Annotated in this window: 15 protein-coding genes; 4 read left to right on the forward strand and 11 right to left on the reverse strand. The window is 35.9% G+C overall.

What is annotated here, in order from left to right; translation table 11 throughout:
• Window positions 1–56: 56 nt before the first annotated feature.
• Both RTL21_RS01290 and RTL21_RS01295 read right to left on the reverse strand, forming a co-directional pair.
• The gene (locus tag RTL21_RS01290; RefSeq protein WP_312092537.1) at window positions 57–3,182 is read right to left on the reverse strand and encodes an MMPL family transporter; all 3,126 of its coding nucleotides are present in this window, start codon (window positions 3,180–3,182) and stop codon (window positions 57–59) included.
• Window positions 3,183–3,201: 19 nt separating this feature from the next.
• Entirely contained in the window at window positions 3,202–3,657 is a 456-nt protein-coding gene (locus tag RTL21_RS01295) for a MarR family winged helix-turn-helix transcriptional regulator (RefSeq protein ID WP_312092539.1), read from the reverse strand.
• A gap of 194 nt (window positions 3,658–3,851) precedes the next feature.
• Between RTL21_RS01295 and RTL21_RS01300 the strand changes: the two genes are divergently transcribed.
• A complete protein-coding gene (locus RTL21_RS01300) occupies window positions 3,852–4,253 on the forward strand; it encodes a hotdog fold thioesterase (protein WP_312092541.1) in 402 nt (133 codons plus the stop codon).
• 122 nt (window positions 4,254–4,375) lie between these two features.
• Here the strand turns inward: RTL21_RS01300 and RTL21_RS01305 are convergent, their stop codons facing one another.
• The 3 genes from RTL21_RS01305 to hxlR all read right to left on the reverse strand — a co-directional run bounded on the left by RTL21_RS01305 (window position 4,376) and on the right by hxlR (window position 7,770).
• Window positions 4,376–6,040, reverse strand: a complete 1,665-nt coding sequence (locus tag RTL21_RS01305; RefSeq protein WP_312092543.1) for a glycoside hydrolase family 13 protein — start codon at window positions 6,038–6,040, stop codon at window positions 4,376–4,378.
• Between the two features lie 57 nt (window positions 6,041–6,097).
• Window positions 6,098–7,123, reverse strand: a complete 1,026-nt coding sequence (locus RTL21_RS01310; RefSeq protein WP_312092545.1) for a LacI family DNA-binding transcriptional regulator — start codon at window positions 7,121–7,123, stop codon at window positions 6,098–6,100.
• A gap of 275 nt (window positions 7,124–7,398) precedes the next feature.
• Window positions 7,399–7,770 (reverse strand): transcriptional activator HxlR, encoded by a 372-nt coding sequence (gene hxlR, locus RTL21_RS01315; protein ID WP_312092547.1) that lies wholly within the window; start codon window positions 7,768–7,770, stop codon window positions 7,399–7,401.
• 158 nt (window positions 7,771–7,928) lie between these two features.
• Here hxlR and hxlA point away from each other — a divergent pair, with 158 nt between their 5' ends.
• A complete protein-coding gene (gene hxlA / locus RTL21_RS01320) occupies window positions 7,929–8,561 on the forward strand; it encodes a 3-hexulose-6-phosphate synthase (protein WP_312092549.1) in 633 nt (210 codons plus the stop codon).
• Between the two features lie 4 nt (window positions 8,562–8,565).
• Window positions 8,566–9,123, forward strand: a complete 558-nt coding sequence (gene hxlB / locus RTL21_RS01325) for a 6-phospho-3-hexuloisomerase (RefSeq protein WP_312092551.1) — start codon at window positions 8,566–8,568, stop codon at window positions 9,121–9,123.
• Window positions 9,124–9,190: 67 nt separating this feature from the next.
• Here the strand turns inward: hxlB and RTL21_RS01330 are convergent, their stop codons facing one another.
• The 5 genes from RTL21_RS01330 to RTL21_RS01350 all read right to left on the reverse strand — a co-directional run bounded on the left by RTL21_RS01330 (window position 9,191) and on the right by RTL21_RS01350 (window position 18,134).
• On the reverse strand, window positions 9,191–10,093 hold the full coding sequence (locus RTL21_RS01330) for a glycine-rich domain-containing protein (RefSeq protein WP_312092553.1): 903 nt from the start codon (window positions 10,091–10,093) through the stop codon (window positions 9,191–9,193).
• 264 nt (window positions 10,094–10,357) lie between these two features.
• Window positions 10,358–10,939 (reverse strand): class D sortase, encoded by a 582-nt coding sequence (locus tag RTL21_RS01335; RefSeq protein ID WP_312092555.1) that lies wholly within the window; start codon window positions 10,937–10,939, stop codon window positions 10,358–10,360.
• A gap of 6 nt (window positions 10,940–10,945) precedes the next feature.
• On the reverse strand, window positions 10,946–15,703 hold the full coding sequence (locus RTL21_RS01340; RefSeq protein ID WP_312092557.1) for a 5'-nucleotidase C-terminal domain-containing protein: 4,758 nt from the start codon (window positions 15,701–15,703) through the stop codon (window positions 10,946–10,948).
• A gap of 36 nt (window positions 15,704–15,739) precedes the next feature.
• Entirely contained in the window at window positions 15,740–16,192 is a 453-nt protein-coding gene (locus RTL21_RS01345) for a lamin tail domain-containing protein (protein ID WP_312092558.1), read from the reverse strand.
• A 313-nt stretch (window positions 16,193–16,505) separates the two neighbouring features.
• The gene (locus RTL21_RS01350; protein ID WP_312092560.1) at window positions 16,506–18,134 is read right to left on the reverse strand and encodes a Na/Pi cotransporter family protein; all 1,629 of its coding nucleotides are present in this window, start codon (window positions 18,132–18,134) and stop codon (window positions 16,506–16,508) included.
• A 372-nt stretch (window positions 18,135–18,506) separates the two neighbouring features.
• Here RTL21_RS01350 and RTL21_RS01355 point away from each other — a divergent pair, with 372 nt between their 5' ends.
• Complete coding sequence (locus tag RTL21_RS01355) at window positions 18,507–19,202, forward strand: YoaK family protein (RefSeq protein ID WP_312092562.1); 696 nt, start codon at window positions 18,507–18,509, stop codon at window positions 19,200–19,202.
• A gap of 59 nt (window positions 19,203–19,261) precedes the next feature.
• On the opposite strand, the gene abc-f is transcribed toward RTL21_RS01355, so the two are convergent.
• Window positions 19,262–21,262, reverse strand: a complete 2,001-nt coding sequence (gene abc-f / locus RTL21_RS01360; protein ID WP_483870163.1) for a ribosomal protection-like ABC-F family protein — start codon at window positions 21,260–21,262, stop codon at window positions 19,262–19,264.
• Window positions 21,263–21,413 lie beyond the last annotated feature (151 nt).

The raw sequence follows: 21,413 nt of genomic DNA on the forward strand, positions 1-21,413 counted from the left end.
TTGCAAATAAAAGAGGAAGACTTAAAGGTTTAGCCTAAAAGTCTTCCTCTTTCTTATTAATCTTTTACTCGTTTAAACGGCCACCAGTTTGCTTCTCCGAAGTTCTTTACAAATACAGGAATAAATAGTGGCAGGATGATAAAGGCATATAAGAATAATCCAACCAACACAATACTTGCTATTTGCAATAAGGATAGCATTCCTGAAGGCATCATCGCAGCGAACGTTCCACCTAAAATGATCGCTGCTGATATAATGACAGTCCCCATCTTCTTCATTGCTTCAAGCATTGCATCTTGTATGGTTAAATCCTTATATTCATTAAAGCGATCCATAAGGAAAATACTATAATCCACACCTAATGCAACTAAAATAACAAAGCCGAAAAATGGCACTGCCCAACTAATTCCAGTGTAGCCAAGCATATTTACATAGATAGCCTCATTTATTCCAAGTGCTGTATAGAATGTCAAAATTAATGATCCAATAATATAAACCGGCATAATAATGGATCGGAATAAAAAGATTAATACGATAGAAATCCCAATCATCATCCAAATAACTGTATTCGTGTAATCGGCATTAGACATCGTCCGCAGATCTGCATTGGTACTTGTTATTCCCGAAACAGCAACTTCTGCGTTTTCTAGTTTCGTTCCTTTCGTCACGCGCTCTACATTATCCTTGATTGTGTCGATTTGATCAATCGCTTCATTAGAATAAGGATTGTCAGCGAAAATAACGTCAAACGTCATGATTTTACGATTTGGAGATAGATACGTATCTAACGATTCCTTAAATTCATCACTAGTTAATACTTCTTCAGGGATATAGAAACTATTAGTTTCATTCTTTGATAATCCTGATAAATAATCAGTAGCAGACCCTAATCCATCTGATACTTGGTCTAATCCTTCTGCACTTTGTTTCAGTCCATCAGTCAATTGTCCAAGCTGTCCGCCAATGTCACTAAAGCCATCTAATAATTGCTTTTGGCCCTCATTAATACTAGTTAATCCATTTGTTAATTTAGGCATATTTTTTACTATTTGGCCTTGACCGTCTGCTAATTGGTTTAAACCCTTTTGCTGCTCGTCAATTCCATCAATTAGCTGCTCTAGTCCAGTCGATAGATTGCTCTGATTTTTTAACACTTCTGCATACCCATCATTTGCTGCACTAATTCCTTTTTGCAGTTCGGCTAATCCATCATTTAATTGTTCTACGCCTACACTAATGATAGGCAATTGCTGCTGAGCTCCTAAAAATCCTGATTTAATACCAACATATCCTTCCTCATCAGCCAATCCACTATATTTATTTTCTAAATAACCAAACGTTTCTTTCGGAACCGCATTTAGTCCACTTGCTAATTGCTCTACACCTGAACCAATTTTTTGGTATTCCTTAAGAATGGTAGATAGATTGCTTTCTACCTTTTGATAACCACTTTGTAAATCTTTATGGGCAGCTAATAACGATTCCGCCCCTGCTTTTGCATCTTGCAATCCTGCTTTTATTTGATCAGACCCGGTAGAGCCCAGACGAATACCTTCTTCAATTTTTTCTAAATTGGTTTGAATTTCTCCTAACCCTGATTTTACATCATTTGTTCCTTTGATGAGCCCTGTGATGCCATCTGATGCTTCGTTTAACTGTGGCTCCGACTTTTGCAACTCATCTCCAGCACTGTGTAGTCCATCACTAATTTGATCAATGCCTTCTTTTCCTTGATCCAAACCTTCTTCCAATGACTCTGCCTGCTTAGAAATATAAAGATCTTCAATGGATTCCCCCATTGGTCTCGTAACACTACGGACTTTATCGACTAAATCCACTTTAGCCAGTTCATTGGTAATTGAGTCTGCCAGTGATAAATACTCTATGGTATCTAATTGGTCATCGTTTTTTATAATAACGGTTGTTGCCATTGACTCTCCTGGTCCAAAGCTGTCAGCAATCGCATTAAATGCTTTAATGGATGGATAATCATCGCTAATTTCTTCTAATGAATTAAACGAAAGGTCACCATCATATGTGACAAGGAAAGGAACACAGATACAAGCAACAACTAGTAAAGAAAGCAATGGTCTCTTTAAAGAAAAACCGCCTGCCTTTTCCCAAATCCTGCTATCTGCATGTTCTGCTGATCCTTTTGAAGGCCAGAATAATTTTTTGCCTAATAAGAGCATACAAATTGGCACTACTGTAAATAATGCAAGAAGGAGAATAGCTACGCCCACTGCTACAGCGGAAGCAGATTGATAAAGCACAAATTTAGAGAATCCAATTGCAGCAAAACCAATCATTACAGCAACACCACTAAAAAAGACCGTTCTTCCTGCATTCTTGTATGTTTCCACAACTGATTCCCAAATACTTTCTCTATGCATCATTTCTTCTTTAAATCGACTTAATAAGAGGATACAGTAATCGGTACCTATCCCAAAGAGAATCGCAACTAAAAATATTTGTGTGTAGGTGGAAATCGGAAAATTGAATGTATCCACTAAAATGGAGACAATAGATTGAGACGCTATGTAGGTAACACCTACTGTGATTAACGGAATAAATGGAGCAATAATCGATCTAAAAACGATTAACAACACTGCAAGAATAAAGACAACCGTTATTCCTTCCGTCTTTTTTAACCCTTCTTGTGAACTATTTACTAAATCCTGATCAATCATCCAGTTACTCGTATAATAGTGATCTACATCATATTTTTCAATCGCATTATATAATGAATCACTTACTTCATCCGCTTCTCTTCCATTCCAGCTGATTGTTAGGGAATTAAGGATTGTTTTTCCATCCTTTGAAACCAATTGATCTTTTAGATCCTCATTTTTAAAAGATGAAAGAATATCCGTAATTCCTAGCTCTTCCTTGTTTGCCTCTAATGCATTCACTGCTTTTTTCGCTTCGGCTAAATCCTTTTCAGTCAGCTTCTTATCATTATGAAAGACAAGAGCGACCGTTGACTGCTCCCCTACATTTTTTTGATTCTGAACTTCATCAAGGATTTTTCCTGCCTGGGAAGAGGAATACTCATCTGGTATACGAATCTGTCCTTTTTCCTTCACCAGCTCTCCCATATTTGGAGCGATTAAAAATAACCCAATTATAGCAATAACCCAAGCCCCAAGAATAAACCATTTCCCTTTTAAAATAGTATTCACCTTTATTTCCCTCCTACTTCTATTCCTTACTTTCTTCAATAAGTCTATCTAGCTTGGCATAAGTATCTAAGAAATTTTGGATTTCTGCATGATCAAATTTTGAAATAACCGATTCAATCACACTCTGAATTTTTTTCTCCATATCGACAAAAATTACATTTCCTTCCGGCGTTAGCGATAGATAAATCACCCGCCTGTCTTTCTCATCCCTTGTTCTTTCCACCCATCCTTTTTCAACTAGGCGATTGACGATGGGGGTAATGGCGCTTTTTTTCACACCAAAGACAATCGCAAGCTCTGTTGATGTACACACCTTGACATTGTTTATATGACGCAGTGTAAAATGCTGTTCTGTTGTAAGAACATCTCCAATTTCCTGCCTGATTAATTGATCAAACTTACGATTAACAGAAAAATTTATGCTTACATATCGGTCAATGATTAGATTAATATCCGTTCGATTAATAACTGTCACCTCTTATCCGTTTAGTTAAGCAACTTAACTATTAAACATTTTAACTTTATTGCTATTTTTATGTCAATAATATTTTTTCATGATTAAAATAATTAGGCAATTTTCCTGCCAGTTCTTCTTTTTAGAAAGCTTTGTCTTTATTCAAAAATTCACTATGCTATAATAAGAAAAAAATAAAACGGAGAATTAAAATTATGTTGCCAAACATCTCAATGAAAAATACACTTATGGAAAGTTTAGGAATGCAAATAGTGGAAGTTAAAAGGAATGGGTCATGTATTGCAACGATGCCAGTAGATGACAGAACAAGACAACCATTTGGCTTCCTACATGGAGGGGCTTCTGTAGCTTTGGCTGAGACTGCTGCAAGCGTTGGTGCAGCAAGCCTTATCGATGCTAAAAAGCAAGCAGTTTTCGGACAAGAAATAAATGCAAATCATATTCGCTCGGTTAAAGAGGGGATCGTTACTGCAACAGCCAACGTCATCCATCAAGGTAAATCAAGCATGGTTTATGAGATAAAAATAGTAAATGAAAAAGAAGAATTAATTTGCATCTCTCGGTGTACATTGGCAGTGATTCATTTAGAAAGGTAGAAATAGCCGTTCGCTTTTAAAGACATATGGATAGCTGAGACTAACGATTTTCCACCTAAAAACAGCAGAAAAGGAGCTTCCACTTTGCCAGTTTCCTGACTTCGGAAGCCCCTTTCCTCATTTTACTCACATGTATATAATCTTGCTTCGTATGGTTTCAATGAAATCGAAGTAGTTGGCTCATGCCCTTCTACTTTATAATTAGCTAATAAAAGACTTTCATACTCTAACTCTACTACTCGATTTTCAAATACAGCCTCTTCTGCTGATAAATTGGCGATAATGACCATTTTCTTATCATCCAAGGTACGAGTATAGGCAAAAACCTGTTTGTTATCCTCATCGATTAAATCAAACGTTCCATATGTCAAAATTGGACCAGATTTTTTCAACTCAATCATCTTCTTATAGAAATGATAAATAGAATCTGGATCTTTCTTTTGGTTTTCCACATTTATGTCTAAATAGTTTGGATTGATTCCCATCCAAGGAGTATGCTCTGAAAATCCCGCATACGCTTCACTTGACCATTGCATTGGTGTTCTGGAATTATCGCGGCTAGATGACCAAATAATTTCCATGATATCCTTATGGCTGACTCCTTCTTCCCGTTTCAAATAATACAGATTTTTTGTTGCAACATCATCATATTCCTCAATCGTTGGAAATTGAACATTTGTCATGCCTATTTCTTGACCTTGATAAATAAACGGAGTTCCTTGCATAAAGAAATACATCATCCCAAACGCCTTAGCGCTTTCTTTCCAATATTCCTTATCATTTCCCCATGTAGAAACAGATCTTGCTTTATCATGGTTTTCGATAAATAAAGCATTCCACCCTTTGTTTTCTAGACCTTTCTGCCATTTATTTAAGACTTGCTTCAATTCCATGACATCTACGCCATAATTTTTTTCATTATCCCATAAATCAAGATGCTCAAATTGGAATACCATATTAAATTTCCCTTTTGTTTCTCCAACCCATAGCTCTGCTTCCTCTACCTTTACTCCATTCGCTTCTCCAACCGTCATAATATCATAATTAGCAAACGTTTCATTCTTTAATTCTTCTAAAAATGGTTGAATGCCCTCTACATTCATATGTTTATCAAAGGAAGGTACATAGTCTAACTCTAAAGGATTATCCATATCTTCTAATCCTTCTTCTTTTTTAATATGACTAATCGCATCAATGCGGAATCCGTCAATTCCTTTATCAAGCCACCAATTTATCATGTCGTATAAAGCTTTTCTCACTTCTTCATTTTCCCAGTTTAAATCTGGTTGTCTACTTGAGAAAATATGCATAAAATACTGTCCTGTTGCCTCATCAAGCTTCCATGCAGAGCCTCCAAATATACTCTCCCAGTTATTGGGCTCTTTTCCGTCCACTCCATCTCTCCATATATACCAATCTCTTTTCGGATTATCGAGGGAAGAACGGGATTCTAAAAACCATCTATGCTCATCACTTGTATGATTAATGACTAAATCTATAATTAGCTTCATTCCCCGCTGATGAACTTCATAAAGAAGTAAATCAAAATCTTCCATCGTTCCAAATTCATCCATAATATCCTGGTAATCGCTAATATCATAGCCATTATCATCGTTTGGTGATTTATACATTGGGCAAATCCAGATGCAATCAATACCAAGTTCTTTTAAATAGTCTAATTTTGTAATGATTCCCTTTAAATCCCCTATCCCGTCTCCATTTGAATCCATGAAACTTCTAGGATAAATCTGATAAGCTACTGCTTCTTTCCACCACTTTTGAGTCACTGCTTTTTCTTCCTTTCTACATCTAGTTTCTGTTTTATTACCACTTTAAAGCTTGGATTACTCCGCTACTTTACAACAAGAATTTCTTTCCACCATTTTCGCTGGTACTGTAATTCTCTTCGTTACCGAATTCGGATACGTAATATCATCTAGTAAGCATTTCGTAGCCTCGACTCCAAGCTGAAAAATATTAATATCAACACTTGTTAACGAGGGCTTCATATACTTACCAGTTGAAATATTATTAAACGCTACAATCGATAGATCTTCGGGAACAGATATAGAAAGTTCCTCGGCATAGCTAATTAATTCAATGGCGATAAAATCATCGGAGACAACTAGCGCTGTTGGACGACTCTCCATATTTAATATTTCAGCAAGTTTTTCTTTCGTTCGACCAGCTAATTCCTTATCATAAACAATCAATTCCTTTTGATGAGCAATTCCATTTTCCTTTAATGCTTGTTTAAATCCTTTTAAACGATCAATGGTAAAAACCATTTCCATGTTTGCACCAATAAAGGCGATTTTTTTATGCCCTAATTGTATTAAATGCTCCGTAATTTGTTTTGTAATAAACACATTATCATTATCCACAAACGTAATTCTTTCAGCATTTTGATATGGTCTACCAATGACAGTAAACGGAAATTTATTTTGTATGAGGTAATCCATGATTTGGTCATTTGTTTTACTATATAAAAGAATGATTCCATCTACTCTTTTTCCATGAACCATCTCTATTACTTCTTGTAATATTTCCTCTTCTGTTGCGCCAGTCGTCAAATATATGCCAAATTGGCTTTTTCTTGCCTCTAAACAAATTCCTCTTAATACTTCTGGAAAAAATGGGTTTTCCAGCACCCTTTCAGTCGAGTTTGGCATGACAATCCCCAGTGTTTTCGTGCTCTTTACTACTAAACTTCTCGCCTGGAGATTCGGATGATATCCTAATTCCTCCATTGCTTCGCGAACTTTGCGCTTTGTTTCATCACTTATTTTCGGATGATTTGCAAGTACTCTTGAAACGGTGGAGGGAGAAACATTTGCTAATTTACCAACATCTTTAATGGTTACTGCCATACTTGCACCTCCATTATTTTTTACGCCCTCATAGTAAACGCTATCATTTCATATTAAAAAAATTGCGTAATCATTCACCTTATAGTGCAAACGATTGCATTAACATATGTAGAATAATACCATAGGAAAAGTCTTATATCAATAATAAATTAAGCTCTAGAGCAAGAAATCGAAGGATGAACGAATTTAGCAGCAATGTGTTTACACATTATAAGTTTGGGAATTAAGAAAACCCTCACAAGGAGGGCATTAATATTTTGCATGTTAAAAAATATTTATTCCAACGATTGCAGTTCTTTGATCACTGGAGGATTCTCTAGCACCGTATCCATATAGTTTCTTCCCCAGCTATACATAGCATCTAAAATAGGCATTAGAGATTCTCCTTCCTTCGTTAAGGAGTATTCCACTTTGGGGGGCACAACAGGATATACAACTCTTTTTACAATATAGTCATTTTCTAATTCACGTAATTGATTAACAAGCATCCTTTGGGTTATTCCAGGAATTAAGGACTTTAACTCTCCAAATCGTTTTGTTCCTTCTTTTCCTAAATGCCAGAGAATCAGCATTTTCCATTTCCCACCAATAATATTAAGCGTTAGTTCTTTCTCACAATTAAATTCCTTGCCTGCCATTCTTTCCAAGAAAAAACCTCCCTCATTAAAAAGATACATAGTATACTTTTTGTCACTATATAAAAATAAAGTGCGTACTTACTTAAATGGATTATAAAACGTATAATGACGATTGTACAGAATTTAAACATATTACAGCACATTATAATGAAAAGGAGCGTACTAAAATGAAATTACAATTAGCATTGGATTTAGTTAATATCCCACAAGCAATCGAGGTTGTATCTCAGGTTGAACAATACGTTGATATCGTAGAAATTGGAACACCTGTTGTAATAAACGAAGGACTTCACGCTGTAAAGCAAGTTAAAGAAGCTTTTCCAAACGTATCTGTATTAGCAGATTTAAAGATTATGGATGCTGCTGGATATGAAGTAAGCCAAGCAGTTAATGCTGGTGCAGACATTGTCACTATTTTAGCAGTTGCAGAAGATGAATCTATTAAAGGAGCAGTTGCGGAAGCAAAGAAACTCGGAAAAGAAATTCTTGTCGACATGATTGCTGTTAAAGATATCAAAGAACGCGCACAACAACTTGATGAATTGGGTGTTGATTATATTTGTGTTCATACTGGCTATGATTTACAAGCTGTTGGAAAAAACTCTTTTGAAGATTTAAAAGCAATCAAAAGTGTTGTAAAAAATGCGAAAACAGCTGTTGCAGGTGGAATTAAATTAGAATCATTGCCGGAAGTTATTGCTGCACAACCTGACTTAGTTATTGTTGGTGGAGGAATTACTAGCCAAGATAACTTAAGTGAAGCTGCTTCTAAATTTAAAGAACTAATTGCTCAAGGATAATTCGATGAAAACAACTGATTACTTTGCACATGTTATTCAGGAGCTATCTCAGGCTGGAACACTTATTGCCAATGTTGACTTAGAAAAACTCGTCGAGCGTATTCTTCATTCCAAAAAAGTATTTGTCTATGGCGCTGGTCGTTCTGGATTTATGCTTAAATCATTTGCAATGCGAATGATGCATATGGGAATTGATGCTTTTGTTGTGGGTGAAACAGTTGCCGCTACCTATGAAAAAGACGATCTTCTTATCGTAGGAACTGGATCTGGTGAAACGAAAAGTATTATTACTATAGTAGAAAAAGCAAAAAGTATTGGTGGGAATATTACGGCTCTAACTATCTCTCCTGCATCTACTGTAGGGAAACTCGCTGATCAGGTCATTACATTGCCCGGTTCACCGAAAGATAGAGGTAATGAAGAAGCACATAGCATTCAGCCAATGGGTTCGTTGTTTGAACAATTACTCTTAATTGTCTTGGATAGCGTGATCTTAAAATACATGGAAATAAACGAGCTAGATTCCAATAAAATGTATGGAAAGCATGCTAATTTGGAATAGCATGTTTTAAACAAAAAGGGAAAGATATTGCATCTAGGATGTCATCATCTTTCCTTTTTTCCCTTTATTAATCCGAACCTCCCCCGCAGCTTGAGCAGGAGCTATCGGAAGAGCAAGAACTACTACTACAGGAACTATCCGACCCCGATCCGCAGCTTGTGCAACTTGAAGAACTATCACTTGTCATTTTCATATAACTTGAAAATTCCTCATAATGAAAATAAGAAACAGATAAAAAAGGAACAAGCATAGAGTTAAACTTTTGTTCTCTTTTGCTTTTTTTCATTCTGTCATATATGACACTTCTTTGATAATCTCTTACCTTTTTTACCGTTTTTTTCATGGATGCGATAAGTGCGAGTACCGTATTTTGATATTTCGTATCACTTTTAAAATATAGGTTAATCAGTTCATCTTCTGATAAATTTTTAAAGTCCTCTATAATAGTTGGATGGACAGGATGCCGGAAAAATCCCTTATACAAATAGATATTCTCTTTTCTTATCAGAAAAAGCTCTGCATACACCCAATCAAAAAATCCTCGCAAATCAGGATCAGGTTTCACCTTCACATTTGGACTGTGATGAAGAGTCGTGCCTAGATATTTTCTGGAAAAATCATCGTATTCTCGGGTGAACATGAGCATTTGATGCCATAATTCATCGACTTTCTTACTAAACATCGGAGACTCATTTAAAAGGGATGTTAAAACAAAAAAACGTTTTAAATCAAGTAAACGCCATTCATATTCATTTTCTTTCAATTTATTCTCACTTTTAACTCTTTCTTCTACATTTTCCATATAACTTCTAGTAAGGGAACGCTCTAGGTCATCATTTAATTTTTTTAACCCTTTAATTGGCTGTATCTCTAATATTTTAGGAGATAAACCAAATTTAAAGGTGAGTTTTTTGCGTAAAAATAGAATAAACCAACTAATAATGACTACAAGTACAAGCAACCAGGCCATCTAATTTCTCCCCTTTCTATTAAAACCATATATAATTTAATAAAGGTATTTACCTTGGTTATTACTATTACGAATTTTATTGTATAAAGTTCCATACTTTACATTTTTTTAATATTTAGCCTAAAAATTTTTACTCTAAGGGAAACAAAGGATAAGATAATTCACTATCTCTTAAGCCAGAGAATAAAAAAAGATGCACCACTAAATATAAGTGATACACCAATAAAATACTCTATGTGACATTTTTGTTTTAGTTTGTATAAGTTAACCTATTCTTTCTGCATAAACAATATAACGTTGTGGCGCGTTTCCTACAAATCGGAAAGGGTAACATGTTGTTAGGATGAGTTCTTCCTTCGAATTATCTAATGTAATAATCGATTGATCATCTGCCTCAACTATTTTAGTCGAAGTGATTTGATAGGAGAATTCGCCATAGGGCAACACAATTTTAAGCTCGTCTCCGATTTCTAATTCTCCTGCTCTCCTAAATACGGTATCACGATGGCCTGATAAGACAATTTGTCCATTTTCATCTGGATAAAAGCTACCTTTGTAATGGCCGACTCCTTTTTCAAGATCATCTGGATCGGTCCCTTCTACAATTGGTAATACCCCATCGATTTTGTCAATTTGTAATAATCCGACTGCATCACCAATGGACGGTACAAAACGTTCACTTTCTTTGTCCACCCATTTTTCATTCCCCTTGTCGATGGCCGCCTTAGCTTCCGATAAAGAATTCTCTGTTTGTGCTTTCGTGTCCATAATATTCCAAGCACCATACCCAATAAAAAGTACTCCTCCTACTATAAGCAGGAGGGATAACCATTTCGTCCACTTCATGTTATCTTATGCCTTTCTTCTCTTATTTGTATAGAAAACAACAAACCCAATTACGAACAATACTAATCCTACGATGATTAAATTGTATGCCATGGTAGCAGTATTTGGCAATAAATTTCCTTTTTCGTTTTCTTGCTGATATACTGTATCGTTATTGCCATCCAATGAAGTTTCTGTTCTATCTCCATTACCTGACGTTTCCGGATTCTCTCCTTGATCTTCATCTCCATCACCTGAAGTCTCTGAGCCCTCTCCTTGACCTCCGTCTTCATTGCCTGGTGTTTCTGGCTCCTCTCCTTGATCTCCGTCTCCATTACTTGGCGTTTCTGGATCCACTTCTGGTTCTTCTAATTCACTAGACACTTCGGAAATACGTCCTTCAGCATCATAAGTAATTGGTTCATCGAAAGAGTGAATGAAATCGACCGTTGCTTGTAAATCCTCGGGTCCTTGAACTGGATTTTCGCCATAGGTATTTAATAAATAAGAATCGGTGCTATGTGGATACATATAGCTATTAACCGTAACAGTATATGTTTTCTCTAAATCTACCTTTGAACCATCTGGCATGAATAGATCAACAACTTGTCCAAATTGTCCTAAAGAGGCATCCCAAGTATATTTAAATCCTCCAATACTTACATCAGGACCATAAGAGCTAAATTGTGAATTCAATACTTCTTTTAGCTCTTGACCAGTTATTTCTAATTTAACAAGGGTATTATTAAATGGCTGAATATTAAAGAGTTCTTGCCACGTAATCTCTCCTTCCAGTAAATCATCTCTGATTCCACCTCCATTCATTAAGGCAAAATCACTGTCCATCGCAGCTTTCATTCCATCGGCAATTAAATTGCCAAGACCATTATCGCCAACTTTTCCTTTTTGTGCATAGCCACCAGTTATATCGGTAGCAGCTATTCCAATAACCTCATTTAACTTTGGACCAACTTGCTCCAGATACTTATCTAATATTGACTTTACTTCAGGATCTGGTGTAACACCTTCTTGTATTACATCCACAATCTCAGCGGTCTTTTCTGAAAAATCCTTTGTTGCTGGATCAAGCGTAAAATCAATATCTGAATAAGCTTTTCCATATTCCCAAGCTTGAACGATTAGTTTATTATCAACAATGCCATTAAGCTTTACATGATTATGTGCGGAATAAATAATATCTACTGCATCATCCACTTTGCGTGCGATATCTGCAATTTCTCCCGTTATTTCATTTGTTCCATCTTCTTGGTCGCCAGGAACATGTGCTAAAACAACAATTGCTTCAATCCCTTGCTTTTGCAATTCAGGAACGTACTTATTAATTGCCTCTGCCTCATCTGTAAAGCGAATATGTTCATTGCCTGTGGCTACAATCATACTCGGTGTTTCTACAGTCGCAACACCTATAAAGCCAACCTTTACTCCATCGATTTCTTTTATTGCATATGGGTCTAATACTAATTCACCAGATTCCTTATATTCCACATTTGCTGCAAGGACTGGGAAATTCATTCCATCATATCCACTCGTTCCTTTAGGATGCTCCCCTCCATTTATCATGCGGAGCATTTCTTCTACCCCTTCATCAAATTCATGGTTCCCTACCACTCCCATATCAAAGCCTAATGATTCCATGATTTCGACAGTTGGTTCATCTTGTAAAAGAGCTGATACAGGCGAACTTCCGCCAATCATATCCCCTGCATGTATTAACAATGTGTTTGGATTTGTTGCTTCCGCTTTTCTTAAATAGGTCGCCAAATAATCCATTCTTCCATAATTAATACCATCGACTGTTCCTGTTACATCAATTTTTCCGTGCAAGTCATTGACACCAAGGAACTGACCATAAATGGATGGAAGTGGTTCTGTATTTATCTCCTTAATTCTTCCCGTATTATAAGAGATTGGACCATTAAAGCTTCTTACAAATTCTACAGTCGCTTCTAAATCTTCTCCACCTTGAATTGGATTCTCCCCTAGTTTTTGAAGAAGGTATTTATCTGACGTATGTTCTGCCATATAATTATTAACTGTTACTGTGTAACTTCCATTCGGATCTATTTTCTTCCCATTAGGCAAGAAAATATCTACTACTTCTCCAAATGTGCCTGCCTTGCTATCCCAAGTATACGAAAATCCACCTATACTAAGATCTGGTCCATAGCTACTAAATTGACTATTTAAAATTTCTTCTAAATCACTACCGCTTATCTCTACTTTTACTAATGTATTATTAAAAGGCTGAATATTAAATAAATCGTTCCACGTTATTTCCCCGGAAAAAATATTATCACGTATTCCACCTCCATTCATTAAAGCAAAATCACTATCCATGGCCGCTTTCATGCCATCAGCAATTAAATTTCCTACAGGGTTATCCCCTTCTGCCTCTTTTGTTGCATATCCACCAACCATATCAGTCGCAGCAAAACCAATTACTTCATTTAGTTTTGGTCCAATTAATTCTTGGTATTTCGCTAAAATAGAAGAGACTTCAGAATCTGGAGTAACTCCAGTTTGAACTACATCCACGATTTCAGCTGATTTTCCCACGATATCTCCTGTTTTGGGGTCAAGTTCTAAATCAATATCTGCAAAAGCTTTTCCGTATTCTCCTGCTTGTACAATTAATTTATTATCCACTTCTGCATTTATTTTCACATGATTATGAGCGGCGAAGATAACGTCAACGGCATCATCTACTTCTGTTGCGATTTTTGCAATATCACCGGTTGCACTTTCGCCAGCTTGATTTCCAGGAACATGTGCAAGAACAATAATCGCTTCTACACCTTGTGATTGCAGTTCTGGCACATACTTATTGATGGCTTCTGCTTCGTCTGTAAAGCGAACATTTTCATTCCCTTTTGCAATGATCATATTTGGCGTTTCTGTTGTAGCGACCCCAATAAAGCCAACCTTGACTCCCTCTACTTCTTTGATAGCATATGGATTGAGTACTAATTTGCCAGTATCCTTGTATTCAATATTTGCTGCCACCACTGGAAAATTAATACCATCATACCCCTTTGTTCCATTTACATGATCTCCACCATCGATTAAACGGAGCATCTCGTCTACCCCTTCATCAAATTCATGGTTGCCAACTGTACCTACATCAAAGCCGATTGATTCCATCATTTCTACGGTAGGCTCGTCCTGAAGCAATGCGGAAAGCGGTGAACTTCCACCCACCATATCCCCAGCATGTACAATAAGCGTATTCGGATTTGTTGCTTCTCTTTCTTTCAAGTAAGTAGCTAAATAATCCATTCTGCCAATTTTATTCGTTTTCGTATCATCCTCATATTCTTCTGTAACCTTGCCATGAAGGTCATTTACACTGAGAAGCTGTAGTTTAATGGCATCTTTCTCTCCATCAACATTTAAAGGAGTATACCCATTGCTCTCTGCTTCTTTTACACTAGCGAAGAAAATGCGATTTTCTACTGGAACTTCCTTAAAATCCTCTGGTGACACATATTTCTTTGTTTCGGAATTTCCTACATATCGTAACAAGCCTTTTCCTTGTTCCCTTGCTCTAAATTCAAACGGCTGTTCCATTAAAGGATTGTCTTTATCCCAAATCCCCTTATTCTTATCCTTCGCATCCTTCACTGCTGTCTGGAACATTTTATAATCCGCTTCATCCCCGACTGGCCAAATAAAATAAGTCGATGCATATCCCTGTTTCACCATCTCCAGATTGGTGTTTAATTGATCACTCTTACGAATAACTTGTGCAAGTAGGCGGCCGTAATCGTCTGTTGCTTCTTCCCCTACTTTTACAATCACTTCATCCCCCGGCTTTAAAAGTGTATTTAGGTATGCTTTTGCTTTATTTCCATGTTCTAATTGATTTTCATCCGCTTCATTCTGTGGAGTATGATAGGTTTCTGGTGTATCGATATTCACATAACGAACTTTCGTTGTCCCTAATACTGGGGACTGTAAATGAATGGTATCTCCGTCTACTACACTGCTAACAGTAGATTCATATTCCCCTTTCGCAGAAGGTGCGGCTGGTTGTTCTGCCAATAATTGAACATCACTGGATTTTCTAGGCAAGACTTGATACGTATTATATTGGCTAAGAATTCCTGTGAACTCATACCAGTTTCCTGTTTGTATAGAAGAAATCGCCTCTGTTTCTTCCATTACACGTACTGTTGTCCCATTAAAGTTTTCATCTAGCACTGTAACATTATATCCACCGCCTGCAGGTGTTTCAGGAACGGTTTGCACATAGCCTTTTACTTTCACTAATTGTCCTTCTTTTAACTCTGCTACATTAGCATCATTTAAATCTGCTAAATTGATAGAAATAGGTGCAGGTAACTCATTATTTTCAGAAACTACCTCCATTCCATCTTCCACTGGAACAATTTCTAATAACTGATTGTATTCTGTTATTTTCCCAGTAACTTTTATTGTCTGTCCTTCTGTTAATGCAGGAAAGGAACTTGCATTCTGAGAAAAAATATTAATGCCCGCTTCATCATCTTGAATATAAGTGGATAGCTTTCCTCCACCGATACTCGAATTGTCGGCAGTAACAATGCCTTCGATTGTTACATTTTGCCCAATCTTTGCACGTGCTTCTTTAATAGAAAGCGGTGCAGTTGGTTCTGTTGATGGATCTTCTTTTCCATATTGCACTTCTCCAAACAGATGACTTCCTAAATTAGAAAAATCATCTTTTTTATATGTATCCCATTCGATAGATGAATCAAAATTACCGTTTCCAGGATTTCCAGACACGATATTAGCTTTTCTTACTAGAGTACGGTCTTTCCCTCACTCTTGCTGTACCCCAACTTTCCCAAATACATCAATAATCTCATCATTATATTTTAAAACAATAGCGTCATCCCCATTAAAGTTTGCTACACCACCATTTGTTATATTTGCATGTTCTTTAATCGTATCATTAGCAGATGGGTGGGCAATCACAAATAATTCCCCATCATTTAATTTACCTTCTAAACGAAGGGCAGATGTTGTCGTTGTTTTTCCATTTGAATAGAGTTCAACTGAATAGGATGATAAATCTACGTCTTTTCCAGTTCCATTAAACAACTCTATGGCCTTATTATTGGAAGTACCTTCTATGTATTCTGAAATAAATAAGTCTTTTGCTTTTGTATTTTCTGAGGCTGCCTTTCCCGTAAGTGTGCTAAAGAAGTTTGAAAAAACTAATAAGAAAATTAAAAATATTGAAAATAATCTTTTTCTACTATTGTCTTTCAACTTTTTTCCTCCTCAAAACTATTATCGTTATGTTCTTCTATTAATTTTATTACTAAAAACATTTTTAATAGAATCCATTACTATATAAAGATAACTGAATATTGTAAAATCGACACTAACTTTTTGTAAAATTAGTAATAGAAATAGAATATTTCGTTATTTCTTCCTATTTTTATTACAGAAGTCTCTATGAAAAACTCACTATTTTAGAATACTTCACCATTTTTTTATGGCTATCTATTTATTGGTCAAAATAGTAGCAATAAAAATAAGTTAGGACCACATGATAATAACTCATGTGGTCCTAACTTATTTATTTAACGATAGCAATCGCCTCTGCGATATTTGCAGCATGATCGCCTACTCGTTCCAGATTACTGATAATATCTACAAAAACAATTCCCGCATCACCACTGCATTTTCTTTCATTTAAGCGGCTAATATGCTTTTTACGGTATTGTTTTTCCATTTTATCAATTTCTTCTTCATTTGTAATAGCTTTTTTTGCAAGCTCGACATTTTTAGCAAAAAAGCTTTCATAAGAAGTTTTTAACGTGTCCACTGTGAAGCGATACATGTCATCTAATTCGTTTTTCGCATCTGTGGAAAACTCTACTTTTTTATTGATTTTATACTCCACAAGTTCTACGATATTTTCCATATGATCACCGATTCTTTCAATATCTCTGATAGAATCAACTAGGATGGAAAACTCTTCACTTTCATGCGACGTCAGTGCTTTAGATGAAAGCTCTACTAAATAGCTCGTTATTTCTTTATCTAAATTATTTATCCCTTGCTCATATTGAAGTGCTTTTTCTTTATGCTTCTTTTCACCAGTTTGTAAGTACATAAATGCTTCTTCTAAGCCTTTAATAGAGAAGTCCTTCATTCTTTCTAATTCTTCCTTTGCTTGACCTATAGCAATGGAAGGCGAATGTTCAATAAAGGTTGTATTTAAATGCTGCGGTTTTGTAATAATAGCCCCATCTTCTCCTGGAATTAGCTTTGTCACCATCCATGCCAATGCAAAGATAAATGGAAATTGAATAATCGTATTGGAAACATTGAATATCCCATGCGCAAATGCAATGGTCATTGGTTCGTTTAAGCCTAAAGCTCCTTGTAAATATGAAATGAAATGAGTAAACGGCGCTAAAATAATTACAAATATCACAGTACCAATAATGTTAAAGAGTACATGTACCATTGCTGCTCTTCTTGCTGCAATTGAAGCACCAATGGAAGCGAGAACTGCTGTAATTGTCGTTCCAATATTATCTCCAAATAATACTGGTAAAGAAGCTTGTAAAGAGATAGCATCTGTAGCAAACAACTCTTGTAAAATCCCAATTGTTGCACTAGAGCTTTGAACAATTAATGTTATGACTGTTCCGACTACAACTCCTAAAATTGGATTGTTACTCATATTAACTGTTAACTCATGAAAAGCTTCTAATGATCGTAGTGGCTTCATACCAGCACTCATTAGTTCTAGTCCATAAAATAGTCCTCCAAATCCAAATACAACTTGTCCGAATGAAGTGATTTTTGGATTTTTAAAGAAGAATAAAAGAACCGCACCCGCTGCAATAACCGGTAGAGCATACTCCCCAATATCGATACCGATGATAAATGCAGTAACAGTTGTTCCGATATTTGCACCCATGATAACACCAATTGCTTGACGCAATGTCATAAAGCCAGCACTTACCAACCCTACTGTTATTGCAGTAGTTCCTGAACTAGACTGGATTAAGACCGTTACAAATATCCCTGCTAATACACCCATAAACGGGTTTGTCGTAAATCGATCCAAGATTTCTTGCAGACGATCTCCTGCAGCATTCTGCAGGCCATCCCCCATATATTTAATACCAAAAAGAAATACCCCTAATCCTCCAAGAAACTGGAAAATCATTTCTTGATAATTTATTTCCAAAAGTTTGTCCCCCTAATTCCTATTTCATTTAGACACATACCAAGTTATCTTAACAAGTTGCAACACAAATTTACACTATTCTTGAATATTATTTACACGAAATTAATACAGTGTTTACGAAAAATTTACATTATACCAGTAATGAAATTCTTGACATAATTATTTGGAGTACATCGAAAAAAAAACTATCTAGATGAGGAAAAGTTAGAGAATGTTTGCATTTTCTCTTTTTTTGCTCAGTAAGAGTCCCATCTCCTAAATCAAAAATTCGTTTTTTGTTCAAATAAACATTCTATGATTTATGATAAGATAGTAGTGTTTTTCCTAAGCATTTTTACGGGAAAGAACTTATCCTGCAAGGAGAGTCATTTTATGATTGATAAATTAAAACCAATACCTTCCTTATCTTCTAATTCCGTCTTACTAGCTGCTTTATTAGGGATTGTTGGTGGTTTTTTAGATGCATATACATTTATTAGCCGAGATGGGGTATTTGCTAATGCCCAAACAGGGAATATTGTTTTATTTGCAGTCAATGCTGCAACAGGGAAATGGCTGGAATCCCTTCATTACATCCCGCCATTAGTGGCTTTTGTTTTAGGGGTTTTAGTTTCTGAAATTGTTAAAATTCCTTCTATTAGAGAAATTTTATATAGCTATAGACGCTCGATTCTTATTCTTGAATGTATCGTATTGCTTGTTGTCGGATTTTTGCCAACCTCTGTACCAAATATTATTGTTACAACATGTATTTCCTTTGTATCTTCTTTACAAATATCGACCTTTAATAAACTTGATAAATGGGCCTATAATTCGACTATGACCACTGGAAATCTTCGGACTGCTACACAAGCCGCTTATGCTGCCTTTACCAAACAGAGTCAAGAAGCAAAGATACAGTTCAAAGAGTTTTCGATTATTATCGGCTCCTTTTTATTTGGAGCATTATTAGGCACCTTTACAACAACACAATTTGGTAATAAAGCGATTTGGGTTGCTACCTTCATATTAATCGTAGCACTCGCTCTATATCATAAAGATAAAGGATATATACGCAAGCGCTGTTGAATTGTAACAGCGAAAAAAAAGCGAAAGACTGTCCCCCTTTAGACAGCCTCTCGCTTTTTTTAAATATCATCTATTCGTCGATACAGTTGCTCCCATTTCCTTTCAAGCTCTTCCTTTTCAGAAACCAACTTCTCTAATGAATCCCATTCCACCTCTTTTTCTATTCTTTGCTCTACTTCTGTAATCTCCTTTTCTAATCCCTCTAACTCTTTTTCCCAATGAGCTTGATTAAATCTAGTTTCTCTCATTGGTTTTGGCTTAATCGGTTGAATCGGCTTTTTCCATTTTCCTGAATCGATTACCTGTCTTTTTGATAAGCGCTTTTCTTCTGATTTTTCTCGCGCATAATTATAGTTTCCTATATAACAGCGAATCTCTTGTGACTCAATCCAATAAATCTTTTGAAATAGTTTATTTAAAAAATATCGATCATGGGATACTGCAAGAATAGTCCCATCAAAATTTTCTAGAGCCTCTTCTAATACTTCACGAGATTCAATATCTAAATGATTGGTCGGCTCATCCAAAATTAATAGATTGACTTCTTGATACATAAGTTGGGCTAAGCGAAGCCTCATTCTTTCTCCTCCGCTTAAATTACAAACCTTTTGAAAAACGGAATAACCGTAAAAGAGGAATTGAGCTAAAATATGTCTTGCCTCTCCCTCTGTCACATGTACTTCATTTCGAAAAGCTTCGATCACAGTTTCCCCTTCCATTTCCATTAATACATGCTGAGAAAGATAACCGATTTTCACCTTACTTCCAATCTTTATTTCTCCATTCTCTATGTCCAATTGTTGAAGAATCATCTTAATCAATGTAGATTTCCCTGTACCATTTTCTCCAATGATTGCAGCCCTCTCTTTATAGTTAATCTGCATATCCACACCGCGAAAAAGGAGCTGTTCTCCAAAGCTTTTCGAAACATTACGAACAAGAATCACATCCTTGCCACTTCGCTCACTTGACTCCATGTCAAAATTCATTTTCTTTCTATTAATAATTGGTCGAGATAATTTTTCCATTCTTTCAATAGCACGTTCCATATTTCTTGCCCGCTTATGAAGTCCTTCATTTGGTGGATTTGCCCGATTCGCCCACTCACGAAGTCGTTTAATGGCTTCTCTCATTTTTTTGATTTTCTTTTGTTGTTCCTCGTAGGCTTGAAACTCTTTTAAAAGTCTTTCTTCCTTTTCCTTCGTATAATTGGTGAAATTAGTATGATAAGTAGTTACCTCACCATCTTCTAAATCTACAACTTTCTGAATGACCTCATCGAGAAAATAGCGATCATGCGAGACAACTACAACCGTTCCATCATACTCTTGAAGAAACTTCCCAAGCCACTCCACCGCTATTAAATCTAAATGGTTCGTTGGTTCATCTAATAAGAGAAAATCTGGTTCCTCAAGAAGTATCATGGCTAAACCAATTTTTGTTTTTTCTCCGCCACTCAATGCCCCATATTCTTTGGTTACTAAATGTTGAATATTCAAGCCATGGATAATTTTATCTATCCTAGCTTCTATCTCATATCCACCAGCATTGGTAAAAAACTCCTGTAATTTTCCATATTCATTTATTAATGACTGTAATTGATCTGGATTGATATCTCTAGCCATCCCATCTTCCATCTTTTTCATCTTCTCTTCTATAGTGACTAGGCTTGCAAATGCACTTTTTAGAACTTCTTTAACCTTTAAAGAATGGTCAAAAACAGGTATTTGCTCTAAGTATCCAATCTTCAATCCTTTCTTCCAATGGATTTGCCCAGAATCAGGAGTTTCCTTCCCTGCCAGTAGTCGAAATAATGTTGTCTTGCCGCTTCCATTTCTACCTACAAGACCAACTCTTTCTTTTTCTTTAATTTCTAAAGAGATATTTTCAAATATTGCATTTCCTCCATACATTTTCGCTACATTATTAACACTGCAAATAATCATATTCCCGCTCCTTTTTATGATTATCTCTTTTCCCAGCCTCCTTGATGGACGACTAATTCCTATGCTATGAAGAACGCAAAAAAGCCATGGAAAAACAAGTTCTCCATGGCACATTATTTAGGAAAAGATTGTTCTGCTTTTCCATCAAATATAAATACCTCTACATGAACACTTAGAAAGATTCGTTTATAAATGGCATACTGAAATCCTCTAGAATAAAAGACTTTGATTATACCAAAGCCATTAAAAAAGGAGCGCATGAAAA

The sequence above is a fragment of the Niallia sp. genome (assembly GCF_031978665.1).
GTDB lineage: Bacteria > Bacillota > Bacilli > Bacillales > Cytobacillaceae > Niallia.

What these genes read in the sequence shown, in the direction of transcription:
- RTL21_RS01300 (WP_312092541.1), top strand. Translation starts at nt 3,852, where the DNA reads ATGTTGCCAAACATCTCAATGAAAAATACACTTATGGAAAGTTTAGGA.
- RTL21_RS01310 (WP_312092545.1), bottom strand. Translation starts at nt 7,123, where the DNA reads ATGGCAGTAACCATTAAAGATGTTGGTAAATTAGCAAATGTTTCTCCC.
- hxlA (WP_312092549.1), top strand. Translation starts at nt 7,929, where the DNA reads ATGAAATTACAATTAGCATTGGATTTAGTTAATATCCCACAAGCAATC.
- hxlB (WP_312092551.1), top strand. Translation starts at nt 8,566, where the DNA reads ATGAAAACAACTGATTACTTTGCACATGTTATTCAGGAGCTATCTCAG.
- RTL21_RS01330 (WP_312092553.1), bottom strand. Translation starts at nt 10,093, where the DNA reads ATGGCCTGGTTGCTTGTACTTGTAGTCATTATTAGTTGGTTTATTCTA.
- RTL21_RS01335 (WP_312092555.1), bottom strand. Translation starts at nt 10,939, where the DNA reads ATGAAGTGGACGAAATGGTTATCCCTCCTGCTTATAGTAGGAGGAGTA.
- RTL21_RS01355 (WP_312092562.1), top strand. Translation starts at nt 18,507, where the DNA reads ATGATTGATAAATTAAAACCAATACCTTCCTTATCTTCTAATTCCGTC.
- abc-f (WP_483870163.1), bottom strand. Translation starts at nt 21,262, where the DNA reads ATGTGCCATGGAGAACTTGTTTTTCCATGGCTTTTTTGCGTTCTTCAT.